The organism is Uliginosibacterium silvisoli (assembly GCF_036017035.1).
Classification (GTDB): Bacteria; Pseudomonadota; Gammaproteobacteria; order Burkholderiales; family Rhodocyclaceae; genus Viridibacterium; species Viridibacterium silvisoli.
In genome coordinates, this window is sequence record NZ_JAYXHS010000001.1 from 666,344 (window position 1) to 692,904 (window position 26,561).

General features: G+C 62.3%; 21 protein-coding genes. 11 read left to right on the top strand and 10 right to left on the bottom strand.

Annotated features, from left to right (window positions below):
* Nucleotides 1–6: 6 nt before the first annotated feature.
* Nucleotides 7–1,458, bottom strand: coding sequence for a DNA (cytosine-5-)-methyltransferase (dcm, locus tag VVD49_RS03035; RefSeq protein WP_327597650.1), 1,452 nt, complete (start codon nucleotides 1,456–1,458; stop codon nucleotides 7–9).
* A gap of 36 nt (nucleotides 1,459–1,494) precedes the next feature.
* Between dcm and VVD49_RS03040 the strand changes: the two genes are divergently transcribed.
* The gene (locus VVD49_RS03040) at nucleotides 1,495–2,487 is read left to right on the top strand and encodes a family 43 glycosylhydrolase (protein ID WP_327597651.1); all 993 of its coding nucleotides are present in this window, start codon (nucleotides 1,495–1,497) and stop codon (nucleotides 2,485–2,487) included.
* Between the two features lie 62 nt (nucleotides 2,488–2,549).
* Here VVD49_RS03040 and VVD49_RS03045 read toward each other — a convergent pair whose 3' ends face one another.
* Nucleotides 2,550–3,866, bottom strand: a complete 1,317-nt coding sequence (locus tag VVD49_RS03045; protein WP_327597652.1) for a methyl-accepting chemotaxis protein — start codon at nucleotides 3,864–3,866, stop codon at nucleotides 2,550–2,552.
* A 250-nt stretch (nucleotides 3,867–4,116) separates the two neighbouring features.
* On the opposite strand from VVD49_RS03045, the gene VVD49_RS03050 reads away from it, so the two are divergent.
* The 3 genes from VVD49_RS03050 to VVD49_RS03060 all read left to right on the top strand — a co-directional run bounded on the left by VVD49_RS03050 (nucleotide 4,117) and on the right by VVD49_RS03060 (nucleotide 10,153).
* The gene (locus VVD49_RS03050; protein ID WP_327597653.1) at nucleotides 4,117–7,260 is read left to right on the top strand and encodes a bifunctional diguanylate cyclase/phosphodiesterase; all 3,144 of its coding nucleotides are present in this window, start codon (nucleotides 4,117–4,119) and stop codon (nucleotides 7,258–7,260) included.
* A gap of 387 nt (nucleotides 7,261–7,647) precedes the next feature.
* Nucleotides 7,648–9,489, top strand: coding sequence for a pectate lyase family protein (locus VVD49_RS03055; protein ID WP_327597654.1), 1,842 nt, complete (start codon nucleotides 7,648–7,650; stop codon nucleotides 9,487–9,489).
* 82 nt (nucleotides 9,490–9,571) lie between these two features.
* Nucleotides 9,572–10,153 (top strand): PEP-CTERM sorting domain-containing protein, encoded by a 582-nt coding sequence (locus VVD49_RS03060; protein WP_327597655.1) that lies wholly within the window; start codon nucleotides 9,572–9,574, stop codon nucleotides 10,151–10,153.
* Nucleotides 10,154–10,247: 94 nt separating this feature from the next.
* On the opposite strand, the gene VVD49_RS03065 is transcribed toward VVD49_RS03060, so the two are convergent.
* A complete protein-coding gene (locus VVD49_RS03065; protein ID WP_327597656.1) occupies nucleotides 10,248–10,988 on the bottom strand; it encodes a hypothetical protein in 741 nt (246 codons plus the stop codon).
* A 201-nt stretch (nucleotides 10,989–11,189) separates the two neighbouring features.
* Nucleotides 11,190–11,777: a PEP-CTERM sorting domain-containing protein gene (locus tag VVD49_RS03070; RefSeq protein ID WP_327597657.1), complete on the bottom strand. Its 588-nt coding sequence runs from the start codon at nucleotides 11,775–11,777 to the stop codon at nucleotides 11,190–11,192.
* Nucleotides 11,778–12,004: 227 nt separating this feature from the next.
* Between VVD49_RS03070 and VVD49_RS03075 the strand changes: the two genes are divergently transcribed.
* Together VVD49_RS03075 and VVD49_RS03080 are read left to right on the top strand one after the other, a co-directional pair.
* Nucleotides 12,005–12,622: an acetate uptake transporter gene (locus tag VVD49_RS03075; protein WP_327597658.1), complete on the top strand. Its 618-nt coding sequence runs from the start codon at nucleotides 12,005–12,007 to the stop codon at nucleotides 12,620–12,622.
* A gap of 46 nt (nucleotides 12,623–12,668) precedes the next feature.
* Nucleotides 12,669–14,012 (top strand): amino acid permease, encoded by a 1,344-nt coding sequence (locus tag VVD49_RS03080; RefSeq protein ID WP_327597659.1) that lies wholly within the window; start codon nucleotides 12,669–12,671, stop codon nucleotides 14,010–14,012.
* Here the strand turns inward: VVD49_RS03080 and VVD49_RS03085 are convergent.
* From VVD49_RS03085 to VVD49_RS03095, 3 genes are read right to left on the bottom strand one after another with little or no spacing between them, the layout of a single operon-like run.
* Nucleotides 14,009–14,545, bottom strand: coding sequence for a TPM domain-containing protein (locus VVD49_RS03085; protein ID WP_327597660.1), 537 nt, complete (start codon nucleotides 14,543–14,545; stop codon nucleotides 14,009–14,011). The genes VVD49_RS03080 and VVD49_RS03085 overlap by 4 nt on opposite strands.
* 2 nt (nucleotides 14,546–14,547) lie before the next feature.
* The gene (locus VVD49_RS03090) at nucleotides 14,548–15,360 is read right to left on the bottom strand and encodes a TPM domain-containing protein (RefSeq protein ID WP_327597661.1); all 813 of its coding nucleotides are present in this window, start codon (nucleotides 15,358–15,360) and stop codon (nucleotides 14,548–14,550) included.
* Nucleotides 15,361–15,362: 2 nt separating this feature from the next.
* Nucleotides 15,363–16,013, bottom strand: coding sequence for a LemA family protein (locus VVD49_RS03095; RefSeq protein ID WP_327597662.1), 651 nt, complete (start codon nucleotides 16,011–16,013; stop codon nucleotides 15,363–15,365).
* Between the two features lie 211 nt (nucleotides 16,014–16,224).
* Here VVD49_RS03095 and kdgT point away from each other — a divergent pair, with 211 nt between their 5' ends.
* Nucleotides 16,225–17,223, top strand: coding sequence for a 2-keto-3-deoxygluconate transporter (gene kdgT, locus VVD49_RS03100; protein WP_327597663.1), 999 nt, complete (start codon nucleotides 16,225–16,227; stop codon nucleotides 17,221–17,223).
* Between the two features lie 92 nt (nucleotides 17,224–17,315).
* On the opposite strand, the gene VVD49_RS03105 is transcribed toward kdgT, so the two are convergent.
* A complete protein-coding gene (locus tag VVD49_RS03105) occupies nucleotides 17,316–17,714 on the bottom strand; it encodes a cupin domain-containing protein (protein ID WP_327597664.1) in 399 nt (132 codons plus the stop codon).
* Between the two features lie 209 nt (nucleotides 17,715–17,923).
* Between VVD49_RS03105 and VVD49_RS03110 the strand changes: the two genes are divergently transcribed.
* Nucleotides 17,924–19,177 (top strand): Hsp70 family protein, encoded by a 1,254-nt coding sequence (locus VVD49_RS03110; RefSeq protein WP_327597665.1) that lies wholly within the window; start codon nucleotides 17,924–17,926, stop codon nucleotides 19,175–19,177.
* Nucleotides 19,178–19,275: 98 nt separating this feature from the next.
* Nucleotides 19,276–20,103, top strand: coding sequence for an HDOD domain-containing protein (locus VVD49_RS03115; RefSeq protein ID WP_327597666.1), 828 nt, complete (start codon nucleotides 19,276–19,278; stop codon nucleotides 20,101–20,103).
* A 78-nt stretch (nucleotides 20,104–20,181) separates the two neighbouring features.
* Here the strand turns inward: VVD49_RS03115 and VVD49_RS03120 are convergent, their stop codons facing one another.
* Nucleotides 20,182–21,075, bottom strand: coding sequence for a transglutaminase-like domain-containing protein (locus VVD49_RS03120; RefSeq protein ID WP_327597667.1), 894 nt, complete (start codon nucleotides 21,073–21,075; stop codon nucleotides 20,182–20,184).
* A gap of 239 nt (nucleotides 21,076–21,314) precedes the next feature.
* Nucleotides 21,315–21,593, bottom strand: a complete 279-nt coding sequence (locus VVD49_RS03125) for a DUF3862 domain-containing protein (protein WP_327597668.1) — start codon at nucleotides 21,591–21,593, stop codon at nucleotides 21,315–21,317.
* 187 nt (nucleotides 21,594–21,780) lie between these two features.
* Between VVD49_RS03125 and VVD49_RS03130 the strand changes: the two genes are divergently transcribed.
* Both VVD49_RS03130 and VVD49_RS03135 read left to right on the top strand, forming a co-directional pair.
* A complete protein-coding gene (locus tag VVD49_RS03130) occupies nucleotides 21,781–24,093 on the top strand; it encodes a sensor domain-containing diguanylate cyclase (protein WP_327597669.1) in 2,313 nt (770 codons plus the stop codon).
* Nucleotides 24,094–24,275: 182 nt separating this feature from the next.
* Entirely contained in the window at nucleotides 24,276–26,549 is a 2,274-nt protein-coding gene (locus tag VVD49_RS03135) for a sensor domain-containing diguanylate cyclase (RefSeq protein ID WP_327597670.1), read from the top strand.
* Nucleotides 26,550–26,561: the final 12 nt, after the last annotated feature.

Genomic DNA, 26,561 nt, shown 5'->3' on the forward strand with positions numbered 1-26,561 from the left:
TCGCCCTCACGCAGTTTTGTAAACAAGGCCAAGCTCCGGAGCCTCGTAGTCAGCATCGAGCGCCGTCTTCATCATGCCTGCAGCATGCCGCATGACATCGACCACCACCGAATTGCCGAACTGCTTGTACGCACGCGTATCGGAAACCGGGATGCGATAGCTGTCCGGGAATCCCATCAGGCGTGCGCACTCACGCGGCGTCAGGCGACGAGGATTCTTGCCCTCGCCCTGCCAGACGAGAATCTCGGAACCATCCTTATAGTAGCGGGCAGAGAGCGTGCGGGCGACGCTTTCGGGATAGACGAGTCCGAACCCGAAGCCGTTGCCGGCAGCCTTGTGTTTGGCTGCGTAGTTCTGGAGGTATGCCCACAGCTTGTCGGTGAGCGTGTACTTCGCCAGCACTGCGGCAGTTTCATGATCGAAGTACTTGTTGCCGTCGGCCTCGATGAAGGGCTCCGAACCATCCGTCCGATGCAGGATATTGCGCATGACGGCCTTGCCCTTCTGTGGCAACGGGACTGAATCGAAGTCGAAAGCGTGGGCGGCGGCCTCATCGCGGAAGCCTACGATGATGATGCGTTCGCGATGCTGCGGCGTGAAGTGCGCACCGTCGATGACGCGAGTGTGAATGTGATAGCCGAGTCCTATCAACGCACGACGGATGACATCGAAGGTGCGGCCCTTATCGTGCGACATCAGGTTCTTGACGTTCTCCAGCAAGAAGGCGCGCGGTTGTTTCTTCTGGATGATGCGGCACACGTCGAAAAACAGCGAGCCTTGGGTTTCATCCTGAAAACCGTGGGCGCGACCCAGTGCGTTCTTCTTGCTGACACCAGCAATCGAGAACGGCTGGCAGGGAAAGCCTGCGAGGAGCACATCGTGGTCCGGTACATCGCTGGCTTCAACCTTCGTGATATCTCCGGCGATCAGATGTCCATCCGGAAAATTCTCAGCGTAAGTTTTCTGAGCGTAGCTGTCCCATTCACTTGTGAAGACGCAGCGCCCCCCGATGCCTTCGAATGCTGCGCGGATGCCGCCTATACCCGCGAACAGGTCGATGAAGGTGAATTCGGCGTCATCCACCTTGGGAGCGCCGAAGGGGAGGATGAGTTGCCTGAGTGCAGGGCCGACCTGGTAAGGGTTGGGTTCGATCTCTCCGGCCTTCCAGCGACGGACCGTGCGCGCATCCACCCCAAGGGCTTCCGCAATCTGTTTCTGGGTGAAGTGCTGGCCCGCGATCTTGAGCCATAGCTGCAAGGTGGCGACATCAACGGCATTGCTGAACTGGAGGACCGGCGGCATTGTTTTCTCGCTTTCTTGCTGGGACTGGTAGCGGACATTACGCCCTCTTTCTAAACCTAGCAACAGCATGCCACAACCTATTGATGTGTATGAATTTACAGTATCAAAAAACAACCGACCACACCGGCAAAAGCCAGAACAGGTGCGGAATGACACAATCCGCAGCCATCAGAATCAAATGAGTCAATAACGATGAGAAATCCGCTCGCCTTCATACGGCATGTATTGCTGACCGCCGTCTTGCTGCAGTTCTCTGCTCTCTGCCCAGCCGCCAACCCGCTCGACTTCGGCAGCAACATCAAGACTGCAGACCCGTCAGCGCACGTGTGGCAGGACGGGCGCATTTATCTCTACACCTCGCACGATCAGGAATGCCAGGACGATTTCCTGATGAAGGACTGGCATACGTTTTCGTCCAGCGATCTGGTGCACTGGGTCGATCATGGGCCGAGCCTGTCGGTGGACAAGTTGTCGTGGGCCGACAACTACGCCTGGGCACCCGACGCGGCCTACAGGAACGGCAAGTACTACCTGATCTTTCCAGCCGGCAACGGCACCAAGGACCGGGTGAATCCGAAGAACAGCACGAAGTGGATGGGCATCGGGGTGGCGGTAAGTGATTCGCCGACAGGACCATTCAAGGATGCCATTGGCAAGCCTTTGTGGACGACGCCATACGCCAACGACCCGGCGCTTTTCATCGATGACGATGGCAAGCCCTATCTGTACTTCCACGGCGCGGGCAAGGATTTCCATGTCGCAGAGCTCGCCGACGATCTGCTGAGCGTCAAGGGTGGTCTGCAGAAGATGGATATGGGTGCTTACGAGCCGAAGATGGAAGGGCCGTGGGTCTTCAAGCGCAATGGGCTGTATTACTTCTCGATGCCGGAGAACAACCGGACGCTGTCGTACTACACAAGCAACTCACCCAAGGGCCCGTGGAAATACCGCGGAGTGTTCATGAATGAAGAGTTCGAGAGCAACAACCACCACTCCATCGTCCAGTACAAAGGCGAGTGGATCCTGTTCTACCACCGCTGGCTGAAGGACGCATCCAGCTGCGCAAAACCGCAGCGCCACGTCGCGGCCGAATACATCCATTTCAATGCGGACGGAACGATCCAGCCCGTAACGCGGACGCAGGAAGGTGTCAGCGACTTCGCAGAGAAGACACGCGGTCGCTGAGGCGTTCAGCTTTCAGTAGCTCGCTGGCATCCCTGTGCGGATGCCAGCTTCGTGGAGCGGGCTCAGGACGAGAGCTGCGTCGTGAACTGGCCAATGGCATCGACCACGCGCTGGGCGCCGTCCTGGATTTCTACGATCTTGCTGCTCGCCTGACGTGACAGGTCGAGGCTGAGTTCGGTCTGCTTCCTGCCGCGGTCGATGATGGCGACCGCACCCCCTGCGAGCTGCTGGTTCTTCGCCACCACCTGTGCGATTTCTTCGGTCGCAGCGCTGGTGTGCGCAGCGAGCTGCCGCACTTCATCGGCCACCACCGCAAAACCCCGCCCTTGCTCACCCGCCCGGGCTGCTTCAATGGCGGCATTGAGTGCCAGCAGATTGGTCTGGTCGGCAATGCCGCGGATACTGCTGACGATGGCACCGATGGCCTGGGATTGCTGATCCAGCGCCTGGATGCCCTTGACGGCGTCCTGCATGTGGGTCGCCAGTTCGTGCATGACCCCCACGGTCTGCTGCAACACGGCAGCGCCCTGCTTGGCGCTGGCGTCGGTCGCGCGTGAAGTGTCATAAGCGATGCCGGCGGCCTTGGCCACGGCATTCTCGCGTAGCACCTGATCGGTGATGACGGTGGCGAATTTCACCACCTTGTAGAGTCTGTCGTGCGCATCGATGATGGGGTTGTAGGAAGCCTCCAGCCACACCACACTGCCTTGACTATCGACACGCTTGAAACGGTCGCTCACGAATTCGCCACGCCGTAGCTTGTCCCAGAACGACTGGTACTGCTGCGAGTTGTATTCCTCCGGCTCGCAGAACAGACGGTGATGCTTGCCCCTGATCTGATCGAGCCGATAGCCCATGGCATTGAGGAAGCGATCGTTGGCGGTGAGCACTTCGCCCTGCAGATTGAACTCGATTACCGCCATGGAGCGCTGCAGCGCTTCGATGAGGTTCTCGTGTTCGCGGGAATTCTCGATGGTGCGTGTCAGGTCACTGGCGTACAGGGAGAAGCGCAGTAGCTGGCCCCTACTGTCGCGGACGGGCTGGAGAATGGAACGCAACCAGGCTTCTTCGCCGCTGCCACGCAGCAGGCGGATGACCCCGGCGAAGTGCTCGCCACGGTCCAGCGCACTCTTTACCCGCAGATAGAAATCCAGGCCGTGCACGTGGGCAGGCATGAGCTCCAGCAAGGAGCGCCCAACCACCTGCGAGCTGCTGTAGCGCATTTCCTTCTCGAAGTTGGCGTTCGCCCCGGTGATACGCCCTTGGGGATCCACCCAGAGGGCAATCATTTCCGCCTCAAGACTGCTCCTGACCTGCTCGACGGACGACAGCTCTTCGCGCAGCGCGGCGATCTCTTGTTTCAGCTGGGTATTGAACATGGGTGGTCACCTTCATTACGGCGGGGGTATCTGATTGACGGACCACGCGGGGTGAACTTTAGATATGCCATCCAGATCAGAACGCCACCGAGTGGCCTGCGCTGCCGGCATCCGCCCCGCTCAGCCTCCCCGCCCGGCAAGTCTGCAAGGCCGCAGCTTATGCAGGAACGCATACCCACTATTCGCCTGGCCGTGTTCAGGTTTGTGCTATCGGGCCCGTAACATGGGTTAACCCTATGGATGTCACGGCATGTTCTCGAGAATCTCCCTCTGGCTAGGTCGCCTCAGCGTAGGCCGCAAGCTCACGCTGATCTATTTGCTCGACCTGACAGCAGTCATCTACATCTCGGGCATCCTGATCCACGAGAAGTATCTGGCCATCGATTTCGCACGCAAGGAGATATCGGGCACCGTGTACGCGGAAGCCGTTCGCCAGAACCTGATGGACGCCTTTCTCGGGACGACCCCCAGCGCGCTGACGGCATTTGACGATGCAAGTTCGCGCTTCGACGAAACGCTCAAGACTGGTGAGCAGTCACAGCGCATGCGCTCACTGCTGCTCCAGCACGGCGACACCGCAAACAACACTGCGCTGCTGATGCAAGGCCGCGAATTGCTCACCTCGGTGGGCAACCAGTCCAACCTGATTCTCGATCCGGATCTGGACAGCTACTACGTGATGTCGCTGACGCTGCTGCGCTTCCCGGAGTTGCTGCAGGTCCTGTATGACAATCAGAACTTCATGCGGCAGCAGTCCGAGGCGCGGCTCGACCCCAACCGCACCGGGCAACTGCTGGCCATGGCAGGTCGGCTGGATGCCGTGCTGCAGGGTATCGAGTCTGACTACACGCAAACCTGGCTGGCCGCATCGCCCGCACTCAAGGCGGCGCTCAGCACGGACAGGCAGCGCCTGTTGCAGGACGCCAACGCCTACCTTGCGGCAGTAAAGTTCACGGCTTACGAGACTTCCAGCGCGGCAAGCGAGAAAGCGCTGGAGCAGGCCTACCAGCGTGCGCTGGGCTCATTGAGTACGACCTGGAAAACCGGCATCGCGCAGATGCAGATCCTGCTGCAGGCACGCGTGGAGAGCCTGTTCCGTCGCATGTGGTTGCACCTCGGCACAGCCCTGCTGCTGCTCGGCGGCATCCTCAGCATGGTCTATCTGGTCGCCAGCCAGATCGCGCGCCCCTTGCAGAGCCTGGCGCGGGTCGCCGACAAGGTGCGGCGCACGGCCGACTACAGCCAGCGCGCCAACTGGCATGCGCGCGACGAGATCGGCCAGCTGGTGCACGCCTTCAACGATATGCTGGCGCAGCTCGACAAGGACCGGCGGCTGCAGCAAGAGCTTGCCGCCAGCGCCCGCGCCGCCGAGGCGCAACGCGAGCTTGTCGAAGCCTTCCCGATTCCCATGGTGGTGACCTCCGTGCCCGACCACGAGGTGCTGCACGCCAACCAGCCGGCACTGCCATGGCTCGGCGAAGGGCGCGGCGACCCATGGCGAAAGGGCCTGGAGGCCGGCGTGCGCAGCCGCTTCTTCCAGCGCCTGGCCGACATCAACGCAGTCGACGAATTCGAAGTGCGCTGGCATGGCGGCAATGCACCGACCTGGGCCGTGCTGTCGGCACGGCGACTCGTGTTCCAGGGACGCGATGCGGTGCTGACGGCCTTCACGCCAGTGAACAAGCTGAAGGTGATGGAACAGCGCCTCGAGCTATGGGCCAAGGTGTTCGAGGCGTCCAGCGAGAGCATCATCATCATGGACGAGACGCGCAAGATCATCAGCGTCAACAACGCCTTCTGCCGCAGCACCGGCCACGGCTTCTACGAAGTCATCGGCCAGGACCTGTCGGTCGTGCTGCAATCGCCGCAAGAGATGGACTGGCGCGATCTGCAGACCAAGGAGTCGTGGCAAGGCGAAGTGCACATCCGCCGACAGAGCGGCGGCACCTATCCGGCATGGCTGATGGTGTCGGCCGTTCACAAGGGCGTCGCCACCGGAGAGGTGGTGAACTACATCGCCATCTCCATCGACATCACCGATCGCAAGGCCAAGGAAGACCGCATCCGCTTCCTCGCCCAGCATGACGTGCTGACCGAGCTGCCCAACCGCGCGCTGTGCCAGCAACGCCTCAGCGAAGCGCTGGAACAGGCCGCTGTCAGCGGTGAGAAAGTCGCGCTGCTGTTCATCGACCTCGACCGCTTCAAGCTCATCAACGACACGCTCGGCCACCACGTCGGCGACGGCCTGCTACGCGCCGTGGCGCGGCGCCTCAGCCACGCCGTGCGTACGGAAGACACCGTCAGCCGACTCGGGGGCGACGAGTTCGTGCTCATCCTGCGCCACGTTACCGATCTGGATGAGCTCAATGCCATGATCAACCAGCGCCTGATCCCGTCGATCCGCCAGACCACCACGGTGGAAGGTCACGCGCTCACCGTCTCGTGCAGTGTCGGCGTGGCGCTCTACCCCGACGACGCGCAGGACCTCGACGCCCTCATGCGCCGTGCCGACGCGGCCATGTACGAAGCCAAATCCGCCGGACGCGACATGGCGCGCTTCTTCTCGCCAGAGACCGATCATCGCGTGCTGGCCCGCCAGACCATGGAGGTGCAGCTACGCCAAGCGCTGGCGGCCGGCGAGTTCAGCCTGCACTTCCAGCCACGCCTGCAGGCGCGCAGCCGCAAGGTGCAAGGTGTCGAAGCGCTCCTGCGCTGGCAGAACCCGCTGCTTGGCGAAGTCCCGCCTGACAACTTCATCCAGCTCGCCGAAGAGACCGGCCTCATCAACCGCATTGGCGCCTGGGTGCTGCGCGAAGCCTGCACGACCTGGATGGACCTCGAAGCACGAGGCATCTGCAAGGGCCTCACCCTGTCGGTGAACCTCTCGGTCGCGCAGCTCGCGCACCCCGAGTTGGTCGAGCAACTTGCGCAAGTGCTGCACGAGACCGGCATGCCGGCCGAACAACTCGAACTGGAACTGACCGAGTCGCACCTGATGGACAACCCGGACACCGCCCAGGCCCGGGTCTCGGCGCTCAAGGAGCTTGGCGTACAGATCGCCATCGACGACTTCGGCACGGGCTACTCCAGCCTCGCGTATCTCAAGCGCTTCGAGCTCGACAAGCTCAAGGTCGACCAGTCCTTCGTGCTGGGCATGATGGAAGACAGCGCCGACGCCGCCATCGTGCACGCCGTCATCGGCCTCGGTCACACCCTCGGCCTGGCCGTCGTGGCCGAAGGCGTCGAAAACCTCGCCACCGCCCAGGCCCTCACGGCACTCGGGTGCGACGAGCTGCAAGGCTACTGCTTCAGCCGCCCGCTCCCGCTGGACGAGCTGGTGAGTTACCTGCAGACCAACGGACAACACGGCGAGCGGCGACGCATGCGCGCGTGACCATCCGCCCCGGCAAGCCTACATACACGGCAGTCGTGTAGGCGCTTTTCCTACAAGATGACAAGAAAAATTCTTAGTCTCTTGAGCCGCCACAACGGCGCCCGGCGCTTCATTTCACGCGAGTGTTCAAGCTCGGCCGGGCCTATGGCGAGCGCCCATAACGCCTGCCGGTCTATCTGACAGAATCTCTAAATCATTGATCTGAAGGGACTTCAAAAACGCATTCGTGTAAACGGTCACATTTTTCGAAGTCATTGATTTTCCTGATTTGACCATAAGAAATACTCAAGATAGTCTCAAGACATCTGGCAGTGTTTTTGGCGTTTTTTGAATTTATGACGCCGCTCATGCTGGAATTCAAAAAAGAACCTTCGAGGAGTGAGTGAGATGAAGTTGCGGTTTCTTGTACCGCTGCTGGCTGCCGCATTTGCGGGCGGCGCACATGCAGCAACTGACTATCCGAACAATTACACGAAATGCGCCCAGGTCGGCAGCGTCTGCAACCTGAGCGGCACGGCGAACGTGGCTTTCGGCAAGAGCGGCGCCTTCACCTATGCGATCTTGACCGGGCCATTTACTTGCGCCCCGGCCTTGTTCCCGGGAACCACCTTGACTTCGGGCTGGTGCTCTCTGCCGACCGGTACAGCAAGCTCTTCCAGCTCGTCCTCGGTTGCCTCGTCGAGCTCCTCTTCCTCCGTGACCAGCGGCTCATCTTCTTCCGCGGCCTCGTCTTCCGCTGCGTCTGCTACCGGCGGCGGTTCGGCCAGCTCGTGGGCCGGCAGCAGCGCTACCGCAACGGATGCCCGCGCCCAGACCGGCGCCAGCACCCCGCTGCCTGACGCACGCTACGGCACCCGCACCTTGTCGGCTCCGGTTCTGGTCGACGGCAAGCACAGCCCGTCGAACTACCGCGCCGCACCGGTTCTGCCGACCTGGCAATTCGCCACGGTAGACCCGACAGCCGGACAACTCACGTTCGAGCGTGCTGCAGCACCGACATCGAACGGTTGGCACACCTGGTCGCGTAAGGGCAAGGTCATCGTCACCGGTGGCGCAGCCGCTGCCACAAACCGCGTCTACACCGTGTTCAACGGTCAACAACTCGTCGCTGCGCTGAAGGAAGCCGGTAACGAGCCTAAGATCGTCCGCGTCATCGGCCACATCGACCTGCGCTGGAGCGCCAACAACACAGTGTTCCAGGAATACACGAGCTACGAAGACCAGAAGTACGGTGGCTCGATCTCGATTCCGTCGAACACCACCCTCGTCGGCGTCAACGACGCACAAGGCCGCGCAGCCCGCATCACCGGCACCACGGTCCTGATCGGCCAGGAATGGGCCACAACCGGCGCAATCCTGACGGCAGCCTGCGGCACGACCAAGGCATCGGTCGACGCAGAATCCGACTACAAGACCTGGGTAGGTTGCGGCAAGGATCCGGAAGACTATCCGACCTGGACGCGCAACATCATCATCCGCAATCTGCAGATCGATGCGCCTTGGGATGTAAACCCGGAAGACTCTGCCAACGCCTATGCAGACGCCATGACAGTGTCACGTGCCCAGAACATCTTCATCGATCATCTGTCGATGTCAGATGGCGACACGCCTGACTCGCTGGATACCTCCATCACGCGCCATGACGGCCTTCTGGATGTCGTTCGCGGTGCCGACTACGTCACCATCACCAACAGCTACTTCAACAAGCACCACAAGACCACCCTCATCGGCAACGGTGACTCGGGTCGCGCCTGGAGCGATGAAGGCCGCCTGCACGTGACGCTGTCGAACAACTTCTGGGACCGCATGGGCTCACGCCTGCCTCTGAACCGCTTCGGTCAGGTGCACATGTTCAACAACTACATCTACGGCCTCACCGACGGCTCTGCCCCGGCTGACTTCAAGTTCGACGGCGGTCCGGATCCACGTTACCGCTCGAACATGATCCTCGAAAACATGTACTTCGAGATCACCCAACTGGCAACCGACAGCTGGTGCGGCAAGGCCATCCTCGACGGCAAGCAGTTCATCGGCTTCCGTTCCGCTGGTCACCTGATGCTTTCCAACAAGGGCGGCAATACGGTTGCTCAGGGCTGGGATGGTCAGTGCAGTCGCGCTACCCCAAGCGGTGCCGATGTCTGGTATCCGCCATACGCCTACACCACGAAGGCAACAGTCAATGTGCCGGCTTTCGTCAAAGCCAATGCCGGTGCGGGCAAGATCAAATAAAAAGTGAGTTGCCGGACTGCTCGTCAGTCCGGCACATGACCCGTCACAACGGGTCATGCACGTTGTGAGAGCGGGAGAAAAAATGAAGAAAATTATTGCAATCGCGTGTGTTGTACTTGCCGGCGTCGCAGCCAGCCAAGCCAACGCTTACACCCTGACCCAGACAGAGGATGGCAACGGCGGCGTCACGTTCCTGCCGGATGGCTTCACGCTGACGGGCACCAATTTCGAGGAAGATCCCCAGACGTATTCCTCGTACCAGACCTACTACACCCAGTCATTCGCGGTCGATACGTGGGTGTCGTTCAACTGGAACTATGTCTCCTCGGACTCCAACACCGCGAGTGACCTGGGGTTCAATGCAGATCCGGCGGGTTACACCATCTGGGCAGAGCCTGGCACGGCCCTCGTGGGTAGAACAGCCCTCTCGGGCCTTGGCGTCAACGCATCCGGCGCGGTCAGCAACCTGCTGATCTCGGCTGGTCAGAACTTCGGCTGGTATGTCTCCTCTGCCGACGGCCTGAATGGCGGTGCCAGCCTCACCATCAGCAGCCTGGTCGAAACCCCTGTGACTGCCGTTCCAGAACCAACCGGCCTGGCCCTCATGCTGGCCGGTGTCGGTGTCATTGGCCTCTACAAGCGTTCGCGCAAGCAAGTGGGCTGATCTGCGAGCTCGCTTCGCTTGAAAAGAACGGGCCGTGAATCTGATTCACGGCCCGTTTTCTTTATACGTCTGCTACATGCGCCCCTGACCGGCCTCACTCATAGAACTTTGCTGGCTGGAAGAACCACGCCAGCAAGCTCAGCACCAGCATCGCCACAGCAACCCAGGTAAGCATCCGCCAAGGGCCCCCGCCCTTTTGCAGCATTTCGAAGTCTTCGATGTAGATGGTTTCGCAAGCGCCGTTGCCGGTGTCACGGCGCGTGGTGCTGCTGCCGCGATGGAAGGCAAAACCGTGGTTGTGGCTGTATTCAGCGAGCTTGCCGCGGATGTGGATCTGGTCGCCGACGCGAACCTTGCGCAGCGCTTCAGCGAAGCGCGTGTTGTCGGTAATGAGATGGTTGTTGGAGAGCGAGTAGGGATCGAAGGCTTCATAGGCGGCCTGCGAGGAAGTGCTGAAGTTGCAGGTCCATTGCCCGCTGGAAAAGTCGATGCCGTCATAGGCGCCATCGCGTGCGTTGCGCCCCCACACGACGCAAAGATCCACAACGTTCAGCTTGTCGTTCCACTCGCGATGGGCGTAGTCCCACCAGACATTGGCGTCATGGCGGCTGACGACGAGACCGACGATGTCATATTCATAAATCGGCTTGACCGTGTATCGGATGTCGCCAACCGTGGTATCGAAGGCAGGCGTATGAGTAGGCGTCTGTCTGGGCTCATCGAGCAAGACCGATTCCAGTTCTGACGGCGGCGGGAGTCGCTCACTGCGCCAGAGCGCGACGCCGAGCAGCACGAGGCTCGCGAGCAAGGCGAGCTTTATGAGTGAGCGGATCATTGAGCGCTAAGCCGGAGTTTCAAGAGCCCTGATTGTCGCTTATCGACTCCATCTGGATACCTGCTTGTGAAGGATGTCGAGGAAACGCTGGCGCAGCGCGTCACCCGTTATCTCAGGTTGTCGACATCGCGGCCTTGCTCTGGAAAATGAAAACGGACCGCGAAGGTCCGTTCCTTGTCCTGCCCTGACGCGCGCTACTCCTCAGCAGCGCCTGCGGCTCGTCAGCACCATCATCGCGATGCCCAGGAACAGCATGCCCAGCGTGCCCGGCTCCGGCACGGTTGCGGCCGTGCCGAACACCGACACCTTGGCGTCGAACAGGCGAAAGTCGTTGGTGCCGAAGCCTTCTTCCGCAAACCACAGATTGAACTTCTCCGTGCTGAGGAACGAAGCGAAGGTGTCGGTGCTCGGGCCGAAGCTGAAGGTTTGCGAGGTCAGTACGTCACCCACTTTGCTCAGCGCCGGCAGCGAGGTCGATGCGCCCGGGCGCGCGCGCCAGGATTCGAAGCTGCCGTTGGTCTGGGTGAAGTTGAGCGTGACTTCGAAATGGTCGATCGAGGTGTAGTCGAAGGTGCTGAAGTCGAAGACGTCGTTGAAGCGGCTGGTGGAGTTGTCCTTGACGGTGACGTAGTCGGCGGACAGCGGGTCGTTGCCGCCCGGGTCTAGCTTGCCGGAGGCGGAGCCGTAGTCGTGGAAGATCTCGCCGATGAGTACGGGGGTGGCGCCCGCGCCGGTCGAGAGGCCGGTCAGGGCGGCGGTGAGTGCGAAGAGTGCAAAAATCTTTTTCATGCTGTGTATCCGGGGAATAGCTCGCGCTGCTGCAGCGCAATGAAACGAGTCTACCCGCGCGAAAATCGCTGTCAGCCACTGATCTACGCAGAATGCGTATTTGTGCGCACTCGCCGGGCAAAAATTGCCCAATGCGTGACTTTCTTGATCTGTGTGAAAACTGCCGGCCGCGTCATGGCGCAGGCTGCGGCCTTTGCCGATTACGGCTTGGACACAGGAGTTTTCGAATGGCTGATCACGCCAAGGGGCACGACCACACTGCGAATCCGGCACCACTGGGTTTGCTGGGTTTCGGCATGACGACGGTGTTGTTGAATCTTCACAATGCGGGACTCGTCGAGCTCGGTACGACGGTGCTGGCGATGGGCATCTTCTACGGCGGCATCTGCCAGGTGCTGGCCGGGCTGATGGAATGGAAGAAGGGCAATACCTTCGGCACGGTGGCGTTCACGTCCTATGGTTTCTTCTGGCTGTCGCTGGTCGCGATCGTCGTGCTGCCGAAGACCGGCCTCACCGAAGCCAGCTCGGCCACGGGCATGGCTGCGTATCTCGCCATGTGGGGCGTAATGACTTTCGTGCTGTTCATCGGCAGCCTGAAGCTGAATCGCGCGACACAGTTCGTGTTTGCATCACTGACGGTGTTGTTTGCCCTGCTGGCCATTGGCGATGCGTCGGGCAGCGCTGCGCTGAAGACGCTGGCGGGTTGGGAAGGCATGCTGTGCGGCGCTTCGGCGATCTACGTTGCAGCGGCACAAGTGCTCAACGAGATCTACGCTCGTAATGTGTTGCCGCTCGGCGAACGCGCGCGGCCCGTCATTGCCGGCATGTTTGCGAAGGCAGCCTGAGAGCCGCGCACGCAACACAGGTAATCAGATATTGGAGGAGCGGGACATGACAGACACGAGTGAAGGCCTGCACCGCTCCCTGAAGAACCGCCACATCCAGCTGATTGCGCTGGGTGGCGCAATCGGTACCGGCCTGTTCCTCGGTGGCGCGCAGAGCATCCAGCTGGCCGGCCCTGCCGTGCTGCTGGCGTATGGTGTGGCGGGTTTCATTGCTTTCCTGATCATGCGCCAGCTCGGCGAGATGGCGGTGGATGAGCCGGTATCGGGCTCCTTCAGCCATTTCGCATACAAGTTCTGGGGCGACTTCCCCGGCTTCCTGTCGGGCTGGAACTACTGGGTGCTGTACGTGCTGGTCGGCATGGCCGAGCTGACGGCTGTCGGCGTGTACGTGCAGTATTGGTGGCCCGACGTGCCACAGTGGGCTTCGGCGCTGGCTTTCTTCGTGTTGATCAATGCAATCAACCTCGCCAACGTGAAAGCCTATGGAGAAATGGAGTTCTGGTTCTCGCTGATCAAGGTGATCGCCATCATCGGCATGATCGTGTTCGGCAGCTACCTGCTGTTCAGCGGCAACGGCGGCCCGCAGGCGAGCGTGTCCAACCTGTGGGCACACAAGGGCTTCATGCCGAATGGATGGACAGGGCTGATCATGTCGCTGGCCATGGTGATGTTCTCCTTCGGTGGGCTGGAGCTGATCGGCATCACGGCGGCAGAGGCGAGTGACCCACAGCGTACGATTCCACGCGCCGTGAATCAGGTGATCTACCGCATCCTGATTTTCTACATCGGCGCACTGGCGGTGCTGCTGTGCCTGTATCCGTGGGATCAGGTCGCGCAAGGCGGCAGCCCTTTCGTGCTGATCTTCCAGCATCTCGGTCAGGCGCCTGTCGCGCACGTCCTCAACGTGGTGGTGTTGAGCGCAGCCCTGTCGGTCTACAACAGCGGCGTGTATTGCAATAGCCGCATGCTCTACGGCCTCGCCGAGCAGGGCAATGCGCCGCGTGCACTGCATGCGCTCAATTCGCGTGGCGTACCGGTCGCGGCACTTGCCGTGTCGGCTGCGGCGACGCTGGTGTGCGTGCTGCTCAACTACCTGCTGCCGGGCGAAGCGCTTGGCTTGCTGATGGCCCTCGTAGTCGCAGCGCTGGTGATCAACTGGGCGTTGATCAGCCTCTCGCATTTGCGTTTCCGCGCTGCCCGAAAACAGGCTGGCGTGCAGACGGCATTCCCGTCTCCGTGGTTTCCGCTGAGCAACTATCTGTGCCTGGCATTCCTCGCTGCGATCCTGGTCGTGATGCTGATGACGCCAGGCATCCGCATTTCGGTGCTGATCATTCCCGCCTGGCTGCTCCTGCTGCGTGCGGGCTACGCGATGAAGAAGAAGGCCTAGAGAACCAGCGGCCGATCCGGCAACTCGTTGGCGTCGTCCGGCGCCGCGGGAAAATGCTGGCGCAGTTGCTGGCTGATGGTGTCGATCGCGTGCAGCAGGCCTTGCTCGTATTCACCTTGCCTGAAGCGCGCCATGGTATCGGCGACGACGCCTTGCCACACAGCTTCACCCACCTTCGCATGGATGCCACGGTCGGCGACGATTTCAAGTTGATGCGTGGCCATGAGGATGTAGATCAGCACGCCGGAATTGTCGGCCGTGTCCCACACGCCAAGCTGTGCGAAGAGGTCGATCGCACGGGCGCGTGACAGCGAAGGTGCTTCGACACCTTGCGAGCCAGCACGCAGCGCATCCCAACCAAGGCCACCTTCAATCACCACGCGCAGCTCGCCGCCATGGCCACGCTCGGCTGCCGTGACGGCCTGCTCCACGCGCTGCAGGCTGGCTGCAGGGAAGGCCTTGCGCATCTGCCGGTCAGCCGACCAGAGATGACTGCCAAGGCGCGCGAGAATATGTCGTTCGGGTTTGTGCATGATCACCAGTTCCCTGACGCGCCACCGCCGCCGAAGCCGCCACCACCGCCCCCGCCGAATCCACCTCCGCCGCCACCAAAACCTCCACCACCGCCCCGTCCGCCACGCAGGATGGAGTCGAGGATCATGCCGGTCGCGACGCCGCCGATGCCGTTGCCGCGCGAGTAATAACCGCGACGACCGCTGCGCCGGAACACCAGCAGGAAGATGATGACGAAGATGATCAAGGGCAGCACGCCGAACGTGAAGGGCTGTCCGGCTGCTGCGTTGCGCTGGCCGGGTGGCGGCGGCAAGGCCTCGCTACCGATGCGCGCGGCGATGCGTTCGACGCCGGCTGCGATGCCTGCATACATGGCGCCGCGCTGGAAGTCCGGCGCGATGCTTTCGCGGATGATGCGGCTGGCAATCGCGTCGGGGATGGCGCCTTCCAGCCCGCGGCCAACCTCGATGCGCATCTTGCGGTCTTTCACCGCCACGATCAGCAGCACGCCGTCATCGACATTCTTGCGCCCGGCCTTCCACGCATCAGCGACACGGATGCCATAGGCGGCGATGTCCTCCGGCTGTGTCGTGGGCAGGGTCAGCACCGCCACCTGGCTGCCGCTCTGCTGCTCGATGCTGGCGAGCCGCGCTTCCAGTTGCGCACGCTCCGGCGCCTGCAACACATTCGCCAGATCGGTGACGCGTGCCTGATACGGCGGCACCGCCACAAGACCAGCCTGCGCGAAAACACCCGCGCTGAAACCACTGCCCGCAACGATGCAGGCAATGATCGCAACGAAGCGCACGGCGCGGCGTGCCAGCACCTTGAACATCCTTATTTGCTACCGCCGCCGAAATCAACCTTGGGCGCGTCGGAGATGGCCTTCTCGTCTTCGACGGTGAAGCTCGGTTTTACCTTGTAGCCGAAGATCATCGCCATGATGTTGGCCGGGAAGCTGCGCACGTTGACGTTGTAGGTCTGTACCGCGGCAATGAAGCGATTACGCGCCACGGTGACGCGATTCTCGGTGCCCTCGAGTTGCGCCTGCAGGTCACGGAAGCCCGCATCCGCCTTCAGGTTGGGATAGTTCTCGGTCACCACCATCAGGCGCGACAAGGCACTCGACAACTCGCCCTGCGCCTTGCCGAAATTCGCCACCGCCTGAGGATCATTCAGTGCCTCCGGCGTGAGGTTCATGCTGCCGACCTTGGCGCGCGCTTCGGTGACACGCACCAGCACATCCTTCTCGTGTTCGGCATAGCCCTTCACCACGCCGACCAGGTTCGGCACGAGATCCGCTCGGCGTTTGTACTGGTTGAGCACTTCCGCCCAGGCGGCTTTTACCGCCTCGTCATCGCTCTGGATCTGGTTGTAGCCGCAGCCCGAGAGCAATGCGGTGATCAGGAAAAGGATCGCGACCTGCGAGAAGCGTGATGCATGACGAATGAAAATCGAAGGGGATGCGACGTGCGTGCTGGCAGACATGAAAAAGCTCCTCGCGAGACGAAGGGGTAGACGCGGAAACTACGCCCTTTCGTCCTGAGCGTCTATCCGGCCTCGGTGACGCAACGCAAGACGCATGCCGCGCTTGCCCGCCATCGCACATGCATGGTCAGCCATGGATTCGCCGACATGGGGATCGGTTATGCTCGCAGGCGAGATGGTTTGAATGGTCGCGTCACAGGAGCTTCAGCACATGCAGATCAAGAGAAGTATCGAACGAATTCCCGGCGGCATCATGATCGTGCCGCTGTTCCTTGGCGCGTTGTTGCATACGCTCGCGCCGGACGCAGGTGCGTACTTTGGCTCCTTCACAAACGGCTTGATCACGGGCGTGCTGCCGATTCTGGCTGTCTGGTTTTTCTGCATGGGCGCGAGCATCAGTATCCAGGCGACGCCAACGGTGCTGCGCAAGAGCGGTGTGCTGGTGCTGACGAAGATTGCTACGGCAGCCATCGTCGGCGTCATCGCATCGAAGTTCATCGGCCCTGAGGGGGTCACGGGCGGCTTTCTCGCCGGCCTGTCGGTGCTGGCCATCATCGCCAGCATGAACGACACCAATGGCGGGCTCTACATGGCGCTGATGCAGCAGTACGGCACCAAGGAGGAAGCGGCCGCTTTCTGTCTCATGAGCCTAGAGTCGGGGCCCTTCATGACAATGGTGACATTGGGCGTGGCGGGGCTGGCTGTGTTTCCGTGGCAGACGATGGTGGGAGCACTGCTGCCCTTTCTCGCCGGCTTTGCGCTGGGCAATCTCGATCCTGATTTCCGCAAGCTGTTCTCGGCCGCCGTGCCGGCGATGGTGCCGTTCTTTGCATTTGCACTCGGCAATACGATCGACTTCAAGGTGATCGCACATACCGGCCTGCAAGGCATCCTGCTCGGGCTGTTCGTGATCGTCGTGACCGGCACGGTGCTGGTTCTCGCCGATATCTTCCTCGCCAAGGGCAACGGCACGGCAGGCATTGCTGCGGCATCGACTGCTGGTGCTGCCGTGACCGTGCCGAAGGTCGTGTCGTCGCTGGAGCCGCAGTTCGCGCCGATTGCCCCTGCCGCAACCGCGCTCATCGCAACCTCGGTCGTCGTCACCGCCATCATCACGCCGATGCTGACCTCATGGTGGGCTCACAAGTTCGGCATCCTGTCGCCGGCCTACCGCGCTGCACACCCGCAGGGCGACATGCCGCCGCAGTAAGCCCCGACACCGCGCCGCGGGTGTGCACTCAAGCAAAAGGGCCGCACATGCGGCCCTCTTCATGTCTGTTGCAGTGAGCGAACGCTTCCGCGTCAGCCCTTCACGAACAAGGTCACCAGCGGCTCGCCAGCGACTTCGCGGCTCCAGTGGCCGTGATGTTCCGGATTGAAGGTCTCGCCTTCAGGCAGGGTGTCGGCGGAATAGAAATGCTCGCCGGCGTTGAAGCGGCGCGTGCTGCCGTCGGCCAGGCCGATCTCCATCGCTCCGCTGAGGATGAAGACCCATTGCGGTTTGCCGGTGCAGTGCATCTGGCTGCGGAAGCCAGCCGGGCTTTCGCGCAACACCACGCCGCTGGCAGCCAGCTGCGCGGACAGACGCGAGTTCGGATTGCCTTCGGTCAGTGCGATTTCTTCTTCGCGGAATTTCGCGCGGCCATCGACATCGGTGAACAGGATGACTTGCTTGAAGGTCGGCGTTGCGGAATCTGTCATGTACTGTCTCCACTGAAAGTAATCGGGGAGGCAAAGGGTACTCCAAGTCCGGCGGCGCTGCTTTGCGCCCGCCCGGCGACCGTCCCGGTCTTGTCAACTTCTGCAAGCGCCCCCTCGCAACAATTGACCCGCATCCTGCTCGCCCGTACCCTGCTCGACCCGCGTCCTTTCGCGGCCCTTACTTGTTCAACGCTTCTCTCCCTGCATTCATGAGTCTCTCCGCCTGCGGCATCGATTTCGGCACCTCCAACTCCACGGCTGCCATCTGCAATCACTCGGGCGCACACCTGCTGGCCCTCGAAGACGGCAAGACCACCCTGCCCTCGGCCGTGTTCTTCAACCTCGACGAGGAGTCGCTGGCCTTTGGCCGTGCTGCGCTGGCCGAGTACCTCGAGGGCTATGAAGGCCGCCTGATGCGCTCGCTGAAGAGCCTGCTCGGCAGCGGCCTGATGGATGCCGGCACGGAAGTCGGCGGGCGTCACCTGTCGTTCCGCAACCTCATTGGCGGCTTCATCGGCGAGATCAAGGCACGTGCGCAGAAGGAAGCAGGACGCACGTTCGACGCGGTCGTCGTCGGCCGCCCGGTGCGCTTCGTCGATGACGACGATGCCGCAGACAAGCTGGCGCAGGACACGCTGGCAGAGATCGTCAGCGGTCTCGGTTTCCGTGAGGTGAGCTTCCAGTTCGAGCCCATCGCCGCAGCCCACGCCTACGAACAGGGCGTCACGCGTGAAGAGCTGGTGCTGATCGTGGACATCGGTGGCGGTACCTCCGACTTCTCGCTGGTGCGCCTCTCGCCGGAGCGCCGCGGCACGGTCGATCGCAGCGCCGACCTGCTCGGCAACAGCGGCGTGCACATCGGCGGCACGGATCTGGACAAGCAGCTCTCGCTCTCCGGCGTCATGCCTGAGCTGGGCATGGGCAGCCTGCTCAAGAACGGCGCCTCGTTTCCCAACGGCTCCTTCTTCCAGCTTGCCACCTGGCACACCATCAACCAGGTCTACACACGCAAGGCCTGGCGCAGCTTTCAGGATGTGGCGCCGGGCGTGGCCGACACGCGCCGCTTCGACCGCCTGCTCAACCTCGTGCAGAAGCAGGCCGGCCACCGGCTGGCCATGCGCGTCGAGGCAGCGAAAATCGAGCTGTCATCGCTCGCCATCTGCACCCTGCCGCTCGACGAGGCGGAAGAGGGTTTGCGCATCGCCCTCAGCCAGCAGGATTTCGAACAGGCCATTGCGACCGAGATCACCCGCGTCTGCGACTCTGCCGCGCAATGCCTGCAACAGGCAGGCGTCGCCGCGACGGCCATCGACACCCTGTTCTTCACCGGCGGCTCATCCGCCGTGCCAGCCCTGCGCGCCGCACTGGCGCAACGCTTCCCGGCTGCACGTGCCGTCGAAGGCGATCTGTATGGCAGCGTGGGCTGCGGCCTGGCGGTGGTGGCGCAACAACGCTACGGCTGATCAGCCTGGCCGCTGGCCGGCCACTATCAAGTCCGCCTGCGGCGGCGCCGTAATACCGGAGACCTCGTCCCATGACAAATAAACCGGGAGTCTCCTGCATGTCTGCCGCCCTCGACAAACTCTTCGCCAACCTGCCCCGCCTGCCCAGCATCCCGAAGGTCGTGCAGGACCTGATCGCCTCGCTGTGCAAGGAAGACGTGGATATCAGCGATCTGGTGGCGCAGGTCAAGCAGGACCAGTCGCTGTCGGCCCGCGTGCTGGCGATGGCGAACTCGAGCCAGTACGGGGTCAGCAAGAAAATCGGCGCGATCGACCAGGCGGTAACGCTGATCGGTCTCTCGGCCCTGCGCTCACTGGTCATCGCCTCCGGCATGTCGCGTGCCTTCAGCAAGGTAGAAGGCGTGGACATGCGAGCCTTCTGGAAACACGGCCTGGTCACGGCCGGCGTGGCGCGCGTGATCGGCAAGGGCAAGGGCGTCAATGCCGAATTCGCCTACACCGCCGGCCTGATGTACCAGATCGGCGAGTTGATCATCCACCTCGCCTACCCGGCCGCCTCCAAACAGTTGCTGCGCGACAACGGCCCCAAGGGCGTGGAGTTGCTGAAGGTCGAACGCTCGCTGACCGAGACCGACCACTGCGAAGTCGGTCAGGAAATGGCCGTGCGCTGGAACTTCCCGGTCGAGATCCGCAACGCCCTGCGCTGGTATGCACAGCCGCTGGAGGCGGAGGCCGAGCCGATGGCCGCGGTGGTGCACATTTCCGCACAGATCGCCGAGGGACTGGAAAAAGGGCTGGGTGCCGAGGAGATCAGCGTGGGCCTGGACACGCGTGTGCTGGCGCGCCTGTCGATGGAGCGCCCGGACACCGTGTGGCGCATCGAGTCCTGCATGGATCTGCCGGCAGCTTCCGAACAGCTTCTTTGAGCTGCGCTTTTCCGAGCTGCGCTCCGGCCTTCGCCGGCATGCCGGGCGTTTTTCCCGACTTACCGGCTGAACAGGCGCTCAGCTCATCGACAGATAGTTACCGTCGGTCGACAGGGCTTCCGTGCGATGCCGCGGTACTTCGAAGCCGTTGGCCGGATCATTGACGGCTTCGATGCTCACAACCGGCACGAATGAGGTCAGCCCGCCAAAGATCGTGGCGAAAGGCACGTCGGCCGCATCGCGCCCGGTACCGAAGCGCACGAAGCCCATCGGAATGGCCACACCTGAAGCGTCGAAGAGATACCAGCGGTTGCTCAGGAAAACTTCGACGTAGGCGTGGAAGTCGGTCGGCCCCAGTGCGGGATCGGCGCCATAGTCGATGCCCGTCGCGAACCTTGCGGGGATGCTCATCGCGCGGCACAACGCAATCATCAGGTGCGAGAAGTCGCGGCACACGCCGGCGCTGCTGCTGAGGCTGTCCACCGCCGAAGTGTTCGGGTTGGAGGCGCCGGAGGTGAAACCGATACGCGCCTGCACCCAGCGCTGGATGGCCAGCACCCGGTCATAGCCCGGCGGCAGCTTGCCGAACTCGCGCATGGCCAGCACGTTGAGCTTGTCAGACTCGCAATAGCGGCTGGGGTAGAGGTAGGGCAAAACCTCGGGGGGCAGCTGCGGAATCGGCATCTCCTGCAACTTTTCCGGCGCAACCGCGTGGTGCAGGATATCGACGGTGGCGTCGTAGCGGACGGTAAGCGGGCCGGCATTGGCGCGCAGGCGGATGAAGCGGTTACCGTGCGCGACGTCCGTATGCATGGCGGTCGGCAGCTGCGCAACGCCGGGCTGGTTGATCACCAGATGCTCGTCGACAATCGTCTGGCAGCGCGTGCGCGCGGCCTGGATGTTGAAAATGAAATCACACGGCCACTCGGTTATCTCGTAACCGAGTTGCACGGAAAAACGTAACCTGACCACGAAACACCTCTCTCGCTCCGTCGTTGGAGCACAGTCAGGACAATGTGCGGCGCGCTGTCCATTACGGGCGCCGCAGTGGCATCGGATTGCCTGGATTGGTCTGGATTCTTGTAGCGCCACACCCTCTCGCGGATGGGCGCAGTTTACCCGTTTGCCCAGGGGCATTGCGCTGCGTGGCAGACGGTCCGGCTCATTCTTGCAAGAACCGGTCCCGGCCATGCGTCAGGGGCGTCAGGCCCTCAGCGCAGCCCTTCGGCGCTGTACAACACCGTTTTGTCCGCCACGAAATTGACCGAGGCATAGCGCGTATCGGTGCCCCAGCGGCAAGTGCGCACCAGCATGGCGTCACTGCAGGTATCGGGCTTGCCGAGAATGCCCGTGACTTCGGTGTACGACATGCCGACACGCAGGCGGTCGTAGTTCTCGACGCTGAGCCTGCTGCAAGCCGCCAGTGCAAACACCGGCAAAAGCGCCAGCAGGCCATTCCTGAGAATCGCCAATGACAGGCGTGGGAACATGCTTTTCTCCATGTGAATTTATTTCAAGCTGCCACAGATACTGTGATTGCCGCCAATTATGCGTTCCGTCTATGGCGAAATGCCCGAAAACCTGCGCCACAGCTAAAGATTCCGGAAATGGCTGCCGATGACGCATATGGGTGCGCTCCCGGCAAGCGGATCGCACCACCGGCCCGGGGACGCTCATTTGCGCAAAGAATTACAAGACTTCCTGATCCTTGCACTGCCAGCCCTTCTAGCGGGGCTGCTCGCCATGGCATTCCATTTGCCGCCATGGCTGGGCATCCCGCTCACGGCGCTGTGCGGCTTCGTGCCGCCCATGTTACGCCTGCGCCAGACCGAGCGAGCCCTGGTCGAGCAAGCGGTGAACCATGTCGAATTCACGCGCCAGGTCGTCGATGTCATCCCGCACCCGGTCTATGTGAAGGACGCCGACAGCCGCTACATCATCGTCAATCGCGCCTTCTGCGAAGAGCGCAACCTGCCGCTGGAGCAGATTGTCGGGCTCACCACGCAGGAGATCACGCGCAACAAGGCCGACAGCCAGGTCTCACGCAAGGAAGACCAGGCCGTACTGGCCGGCCAGGTGATCCGCAAGGAGCAGCACGACATCCACCCGACACACCGTACCGAGCGCCACCGCCTGATCATGAAGGGCGCCTGTCGCACGGCCAATGGCGCGATGGTCATCGTCGGCGCCAACTTCGACCTGTCGCACTGGTGGGTCAATGAACAGGATCTGCAGCAGGAGCTGCAGCAGCAACGCACGCACTACCAGGACACCCTGGACTTCGTGCAACGTGTGCTCGATCTGATTCCGCACCCGGTCTACGTCAAGGACCAGAACAGTCGCTACGTGATCGCCAACAGCGCCATGGCCGCCGAAAGCGGCCTGAGCGCGGAAGAGCTGATCGGCAGCACTGGCGACGTGCAGGGCCATATCCGCGCGGAAGACGAAGCCGTGCTGGCGGGCAAGGAGCTGATGACCGAAGTGCAGGACGTCGATGCACGCGGGCTGGATCGCTTCCGCATCGTCAGCAAGGGAGTCTGCCTCAACGCCTATGGCGAGCCGGTGATCGTCGGCGCGCACGTCGACCTGACCGAGCTGCGCTACGTCGAGCGCAACCTGCAGGAGTCGCTGAAAAACGAGGTGGCCTTGCGCGAACGCACCGAGGCTTTCATCCAGCGCCTCATCGACGTGATTCCCGACCCGGTGTTCATCAAGAAAGCCGGCGGCGTCTACGTCATGATCAACGAAGCCTTCGCCAGCTACCGCAACGTCGACAAGCTCAACTTCAAGGGATTCAAACGTCATGAGCCGTCGACCGACCCGGCCCTGCGCGCCGCCTCGATGAGCGAAGACGAACAGGTGCTGGCGGGCATGGACAGCGACAAGGAAGACCACGTCATCCGCCAGGCCACGGGTGAGGAGATTTTCCGCGTCATCAGCAAGCGCCGCTCGGTGTTCGTCGACGGCGACCCGGTGATCGTCGGCATCGAACATCACATCACGCGCTGGAAGCTCGCCGAACGCGAACTGAAAGCCGTCCTCGAGCGCGAGATGGCGCAGCGCCTGCGCACCGAACGCTTCGTGCAGGACTTGATCGACGTGATCCCCGACCCGGTCTACGTGAAGAGCGCCGACGGTCAGTACCTCATCGTCAACGATGCCTTCGCACGCGTGCGCCGCAAGCCACGCGAAGAACTGATCGGCCTTGTATCGCCGAGCACGGTGTCGCGCGATGAAGACCAACAGGTCATCGCCGGTGGTGAAGTCCTCAAGGAAGAGCACCGCCACCGCAGCACTGGCGAAGAGATCTTCCGCGTCGTCTGCAAACGCCGTTGTGTCAGCGTGGATGGCTCGCCGGTAGTCGTCGGCATCGATCACTACATTACCGAATGGCGCCTTGCCGAGCGCGAGCTCAAGCGCCTCGCCGAAGAAGATGTGCTGACCGGCATCGCCAATCGCCGCCACTTCACGACGGAGGCCAACCGCTCGCTGGAGAAGGCGCACCGGCATGGCGAAGTCATGTCGCTGCTGCTCTTCGACCTCGATCACTTCAAGCTCATCAACGACAAGTACGGCCACAACATCGGCGACGAAGTGCTGCGCGAGATGGCGCGGCGCATGCAGGAGTGTTTCCGTAAGTCAGACCTGCCGGGACGCTGGGGTGGCGAGGAGTTCATTGCGCTCCTGCCGCACACGCCCGTGTTCGCCGCACGCGACGTTGCCGAACGTTTGCGCAAAGCACTGGCCGACATACCGATCAGCACCAGCAGCGGTGACATAAAGGTCACGCTGAGTGGCGGCGGCGCCCAGATGCTCGCGGATGACACGCTGGAATCACTGGTCGCACGCGCCGATGCAGCCCTTTATCGTGCCAAGCATGGCGGCCGCAATCGCGTGGAGACCAGCGACGCAACCGGCGCGGTCGCCACAGAACCAGACAGGCATGAGACACCGGAGGCCAGCACCGCGCTGGCCGCCCATCGCTCGTAGCAGCACTGCAGCAAAACAGAAGAAGCAGGCAGCAGACGGCCCGGTCAGGGCCGCGCAGCACAAGCAGGGGCACTACACATCATGCATGTGGCAGATCCGTTGCCGCGCCCGACGTGCGGCTTCTAAAGTATGTCGCCCCCTTTCCGTTGACTGGAACAGCCACACAATGAGCCGGGGGGCTTGTGCGCAAAGAACAACGAGACTGTCTGGTACTCGCCTTGCCGGCGCTGCTGGTAGCCACCCTTGGCATAGGGCTCGGCGCATCCACCTCGGCGCCCTGGCTGCTGCTCACGGCGCTGAGCGCCTTCATGCCACCAGCGCTGATCCTGCGATGCAAACGCCAGGCCCTGCGGCGCGACGCGAACGCGCACCTGGTGTTTACCGACGCGCTGATCAACGTCATCCCCCACCCCATCCACGTCAAGGACGCAGACAGTCGTTATCTCATCGCCAATCGTGCCTTCTGCGACGAGCGCGGCTTGCCGCATGCCGAGATCATCGGTCGCAGCACGCAGGAGATTGCTGCCGGGGCGCCGCACAGCGAGGTATCGCGCGCAGATGACCTGGCCACGCTGGCAGGTGAGCGCATCAGCCGCGAGCAGCACGACACGCATCCACGCCATGGCGGTGAACGCCATCGCCAGATCGTGCAGGGCGCATGCCGCGGGATGCCCGAACGAGGACAGGAACGTACCGTCATCGTCGGCCTCGACTTCGACATCTCGCGCTGGTCGATTGCCCGCGAAGACTTGCAGATCTCGTTGCAGCAGCAGCGCTTGCGCCACGAAAGCACGCAAGCTTTCGTGCAGCGCGTGCTCGATCTGATTCCACACCCGGTCTACGTGCAGGACGCTGAAGGCAGGCACGTCATCGTCAATCGCGCCATGACGGCAGAGGGTGAGCTGCCCGCCAACAGCGCCCATGAAGACACGGAAGACGCATTCGTACTCGCCGGCAGCACCGTGCTGCGCGAAGCGCATGAACACGATCACGCCGGGCAGCGCCAGGTCCGCATCATCAGCAAGGGCAGTTGCACCGACGCCGTGGGCCAGCGGGTGATTGTCGGCACGCGCGTAGACGTGAGCGCCTTGCGTGCAGTCGAGCGCCACCTGCAGGAGTCGCTGGCCAGCGAAGTGGCCTTGCGCGAACGCACCGAGGCCTTCATCCAGCGCCTCATCGACGTGATTCCCGACCCGGTGTTCATCAAGAAAGCCGGCGGCGTCTACGCCATGATCAATGACGCCTTCGCCAAATACCGCAACGTCGACAAGCAGACCTTCAAGGGTTTTGACACCAGCGTTGCGCCGCGTGACCCCAACCAGCAACAGAGCACGCTCAGCGAAGACGAGCAGGTACTGGCGGGGACGGATATCGACAAGGAGGACCACACCGTTCGCCAGGCAACGGGCGAGGAGGTGTTCCGCAAGATCAGCAAGCGCCGCAGCGTGTTCGTCGATGGCGACCCGGTGATCGTCGGCGTCGAGCACCACATCACGCGCTGGAAGATCGCCGAGCGCGAGCTGAAAGCCGTCCTCGAACGCGAGATGGCGCAACGCCTGCGCACCGAACGCTTCGTGCAGGATCTCATCGACGTGATCCCCGACCCGGTCTACGTCAGAAGCGCCAGCGGCAACATCATCATCGTCAATGACGCCTACGTGGCACGCAGCAGCAACTCGCGCGAAGCATTGATCGGCCGCCTGCCCTCCAGCGAACTGTCACGCGATGAAGACCAGCAGATCATCGCCGGCGCTGAAGTACTCAAGGAGGAACACAAGACAAAGCCTTCCACCGGGGAAGAGATCTTCCGCATTGTCTGCAAGCGCCGCTGCGTCAATGTCGATGGCTCGCCAGTGATCGTCGGCATCCACCACTACATCACCGAGTGGCGCCTTGCCGAGCGCGAGCTCAAGCGCTTCGCCGAGGAAGACATGCTGACCGGCATCGCCAATCGCCGCCACTTCACCGTGGAGGCGCGACGTGCGCTGGAACTGGCCGCGCGGCATGGCGAGGATCTGTCGGTGCTGATGTTCGACCTGGACTATTTCAAGCACATCAATGACCACTACGGCCACAACGTCGGTGACGAGGTACTGCGCGAAATGGCGCGGCGCATGCAGACCTGCTTCCGGACATTCGACTTGCCCGGCCGCTGGGGCGGCGAAGAGTTCATTGCCTTGCTGCCACGCACCTCGGCGCTGGCCGCCCGGCAGCTCGCCGAACGCCTGCGCACATACCTGGCTGACGCGCCGGTCATTACAGCCTGTGGCGAGTTGCATGTCAGCCTGAGCGGCGGCGGCGCACAGTTCCGCGCTGGCGACAGCCTCGAATCCCTCATCGCCCGCGCCGACGCCGCCCTGTACCGCGCCAAGCACGGCGGTCGCAACCGGGTCGAGATCGACCTGGCGGAACAAGACAGCGCAAGCCCCGCGCTGGCGGTCGCGGCGAGCGGCTAGGCACTCGCCTTC

Excerpts from the sequence above, each read along its gene's own strand:
- VVD49_RS03075 (WP_327597658.1), top strand. The coding sequence starts at position 12,005 with ATGGCTGATCACGCCAAGGGGCACGACCACACTGCGAATCCGGCACCA.
- VVD49_RS03055 (WP_327597654.1), top strand. The coding sequence starts at position 7,648 with ATGAAGTTGCGGTTTCTTGTACCGCTGCTGGCTGCCGCATTTGCGGGC.
- VVD49_RS03125 (WP_327597668.1), bottom strand. The coding sequence starts at position 21,593 with ATGTTCCCACGCCTGTCATTGGCGATTCTCAGGAATGGCCTGCTGGCG.
- VVD49_RS03110 (WP_327597665.1), top strand. The coding sequence starts at position 17,924 with ATGAGTCTCTCCGCCTGCGGCATCGATTTCGGCACCTCCAACTCCACG.
- VVD49_RS03085 (WP_327597660.1), bottom strand. The coding sequence starts at position 14,545 with ATGCACAAACCCGAACGACATATTCTCGCGCGCCTTGGCAGTCATCTC.
- VVD49_RS03090 (WP_327597661.1), bottom strand. The coding sequence starts at position 15,360 with ATGTTCAAGGTGCTGGCACGCCGCGCCGTGCGCTTCGTTGCGATCATT.
- VVD49_RS03115 (WP_327597666.1), top strand. The coding sequence starts at position 19,276 with ATGTCTGCCGCCCTCGACAAACTCTTCGCCAACCTGCCCCGCCTGCCC.
- kdgT (WP_327597663.1), top strand. The coding sequence starts at position 16,225 with ATGCAGATCAAGAGAAGTATCGAACGAATTCCCGGCGGCATCATGATC.
- VVD49_RS03045 (WP_327597652.1), bottom strand. The coding sequence starts at position 3,866 with ATGTTCAATACCCAGCTGAAACAAGAGATCGCCGCGCTGCGCGAAGAG.
- VVD49_RS03095 (WP_327597662.1), bottom strand. The coding sequence starts at position 16,013 with ATGTCTGCCAGCACGCACGTCGCATCCCCTTCGATTTTCATTCGTCAT.
- VVD49_RS03060 (WP_327597655.1), top strand. The coding sequence starts at position 9,572 with ATGAAGAAAATTATTGCAATCGCGTGTGTTGTACTTGCCGGCGTCGCA.
- VVD49_RS03080 (WP_327597659.1), top strand. The coding sequence starts at position 12,669 with ATGACAGACACGAGTGAAGGCCTGCACCGCTCCCTGAAGAACCGCCAC.
- VVD49_RS03050 (WP_327597653.1), top strand. The coding sequence starts at position 4,117 with ATGTTCTCGAGAATCTCCCTCTGGCTAGGTCGCCTCAGCGTAGGCCGC.
- VVD49_RS03070 (WP_327597657.1), bottom strand. The coding sequence starts at position 11,777 with ATGAAAAAGATTTTTGCACTCTTCGCACTCACCGCCGCCCTGACCGGC.
- VVD49_RS03040 (WP_327597651.1), top strand. The coding sequence starts at position 1,495 with ATGAGAAATCCGCTCGCCTTCATACGGCATGTATTGCTGACCGCCGTC.
- VVD49_RS03105 (WP_327597664.1), bottom strand. The coding sequence starts at position 17,714 with ATGACAGATTCCGCAACGCCGACCTTCAAGCAAGTCATCCTGTTCACC.
- VVD49_RS03065 (WP_327597656.1), bottom strand. The coding sequence starts at position 10,988 with ATGATCCGCTCACTCATAAAGCTCGCCTTGCTCGCGAGCCTCGTGCTG.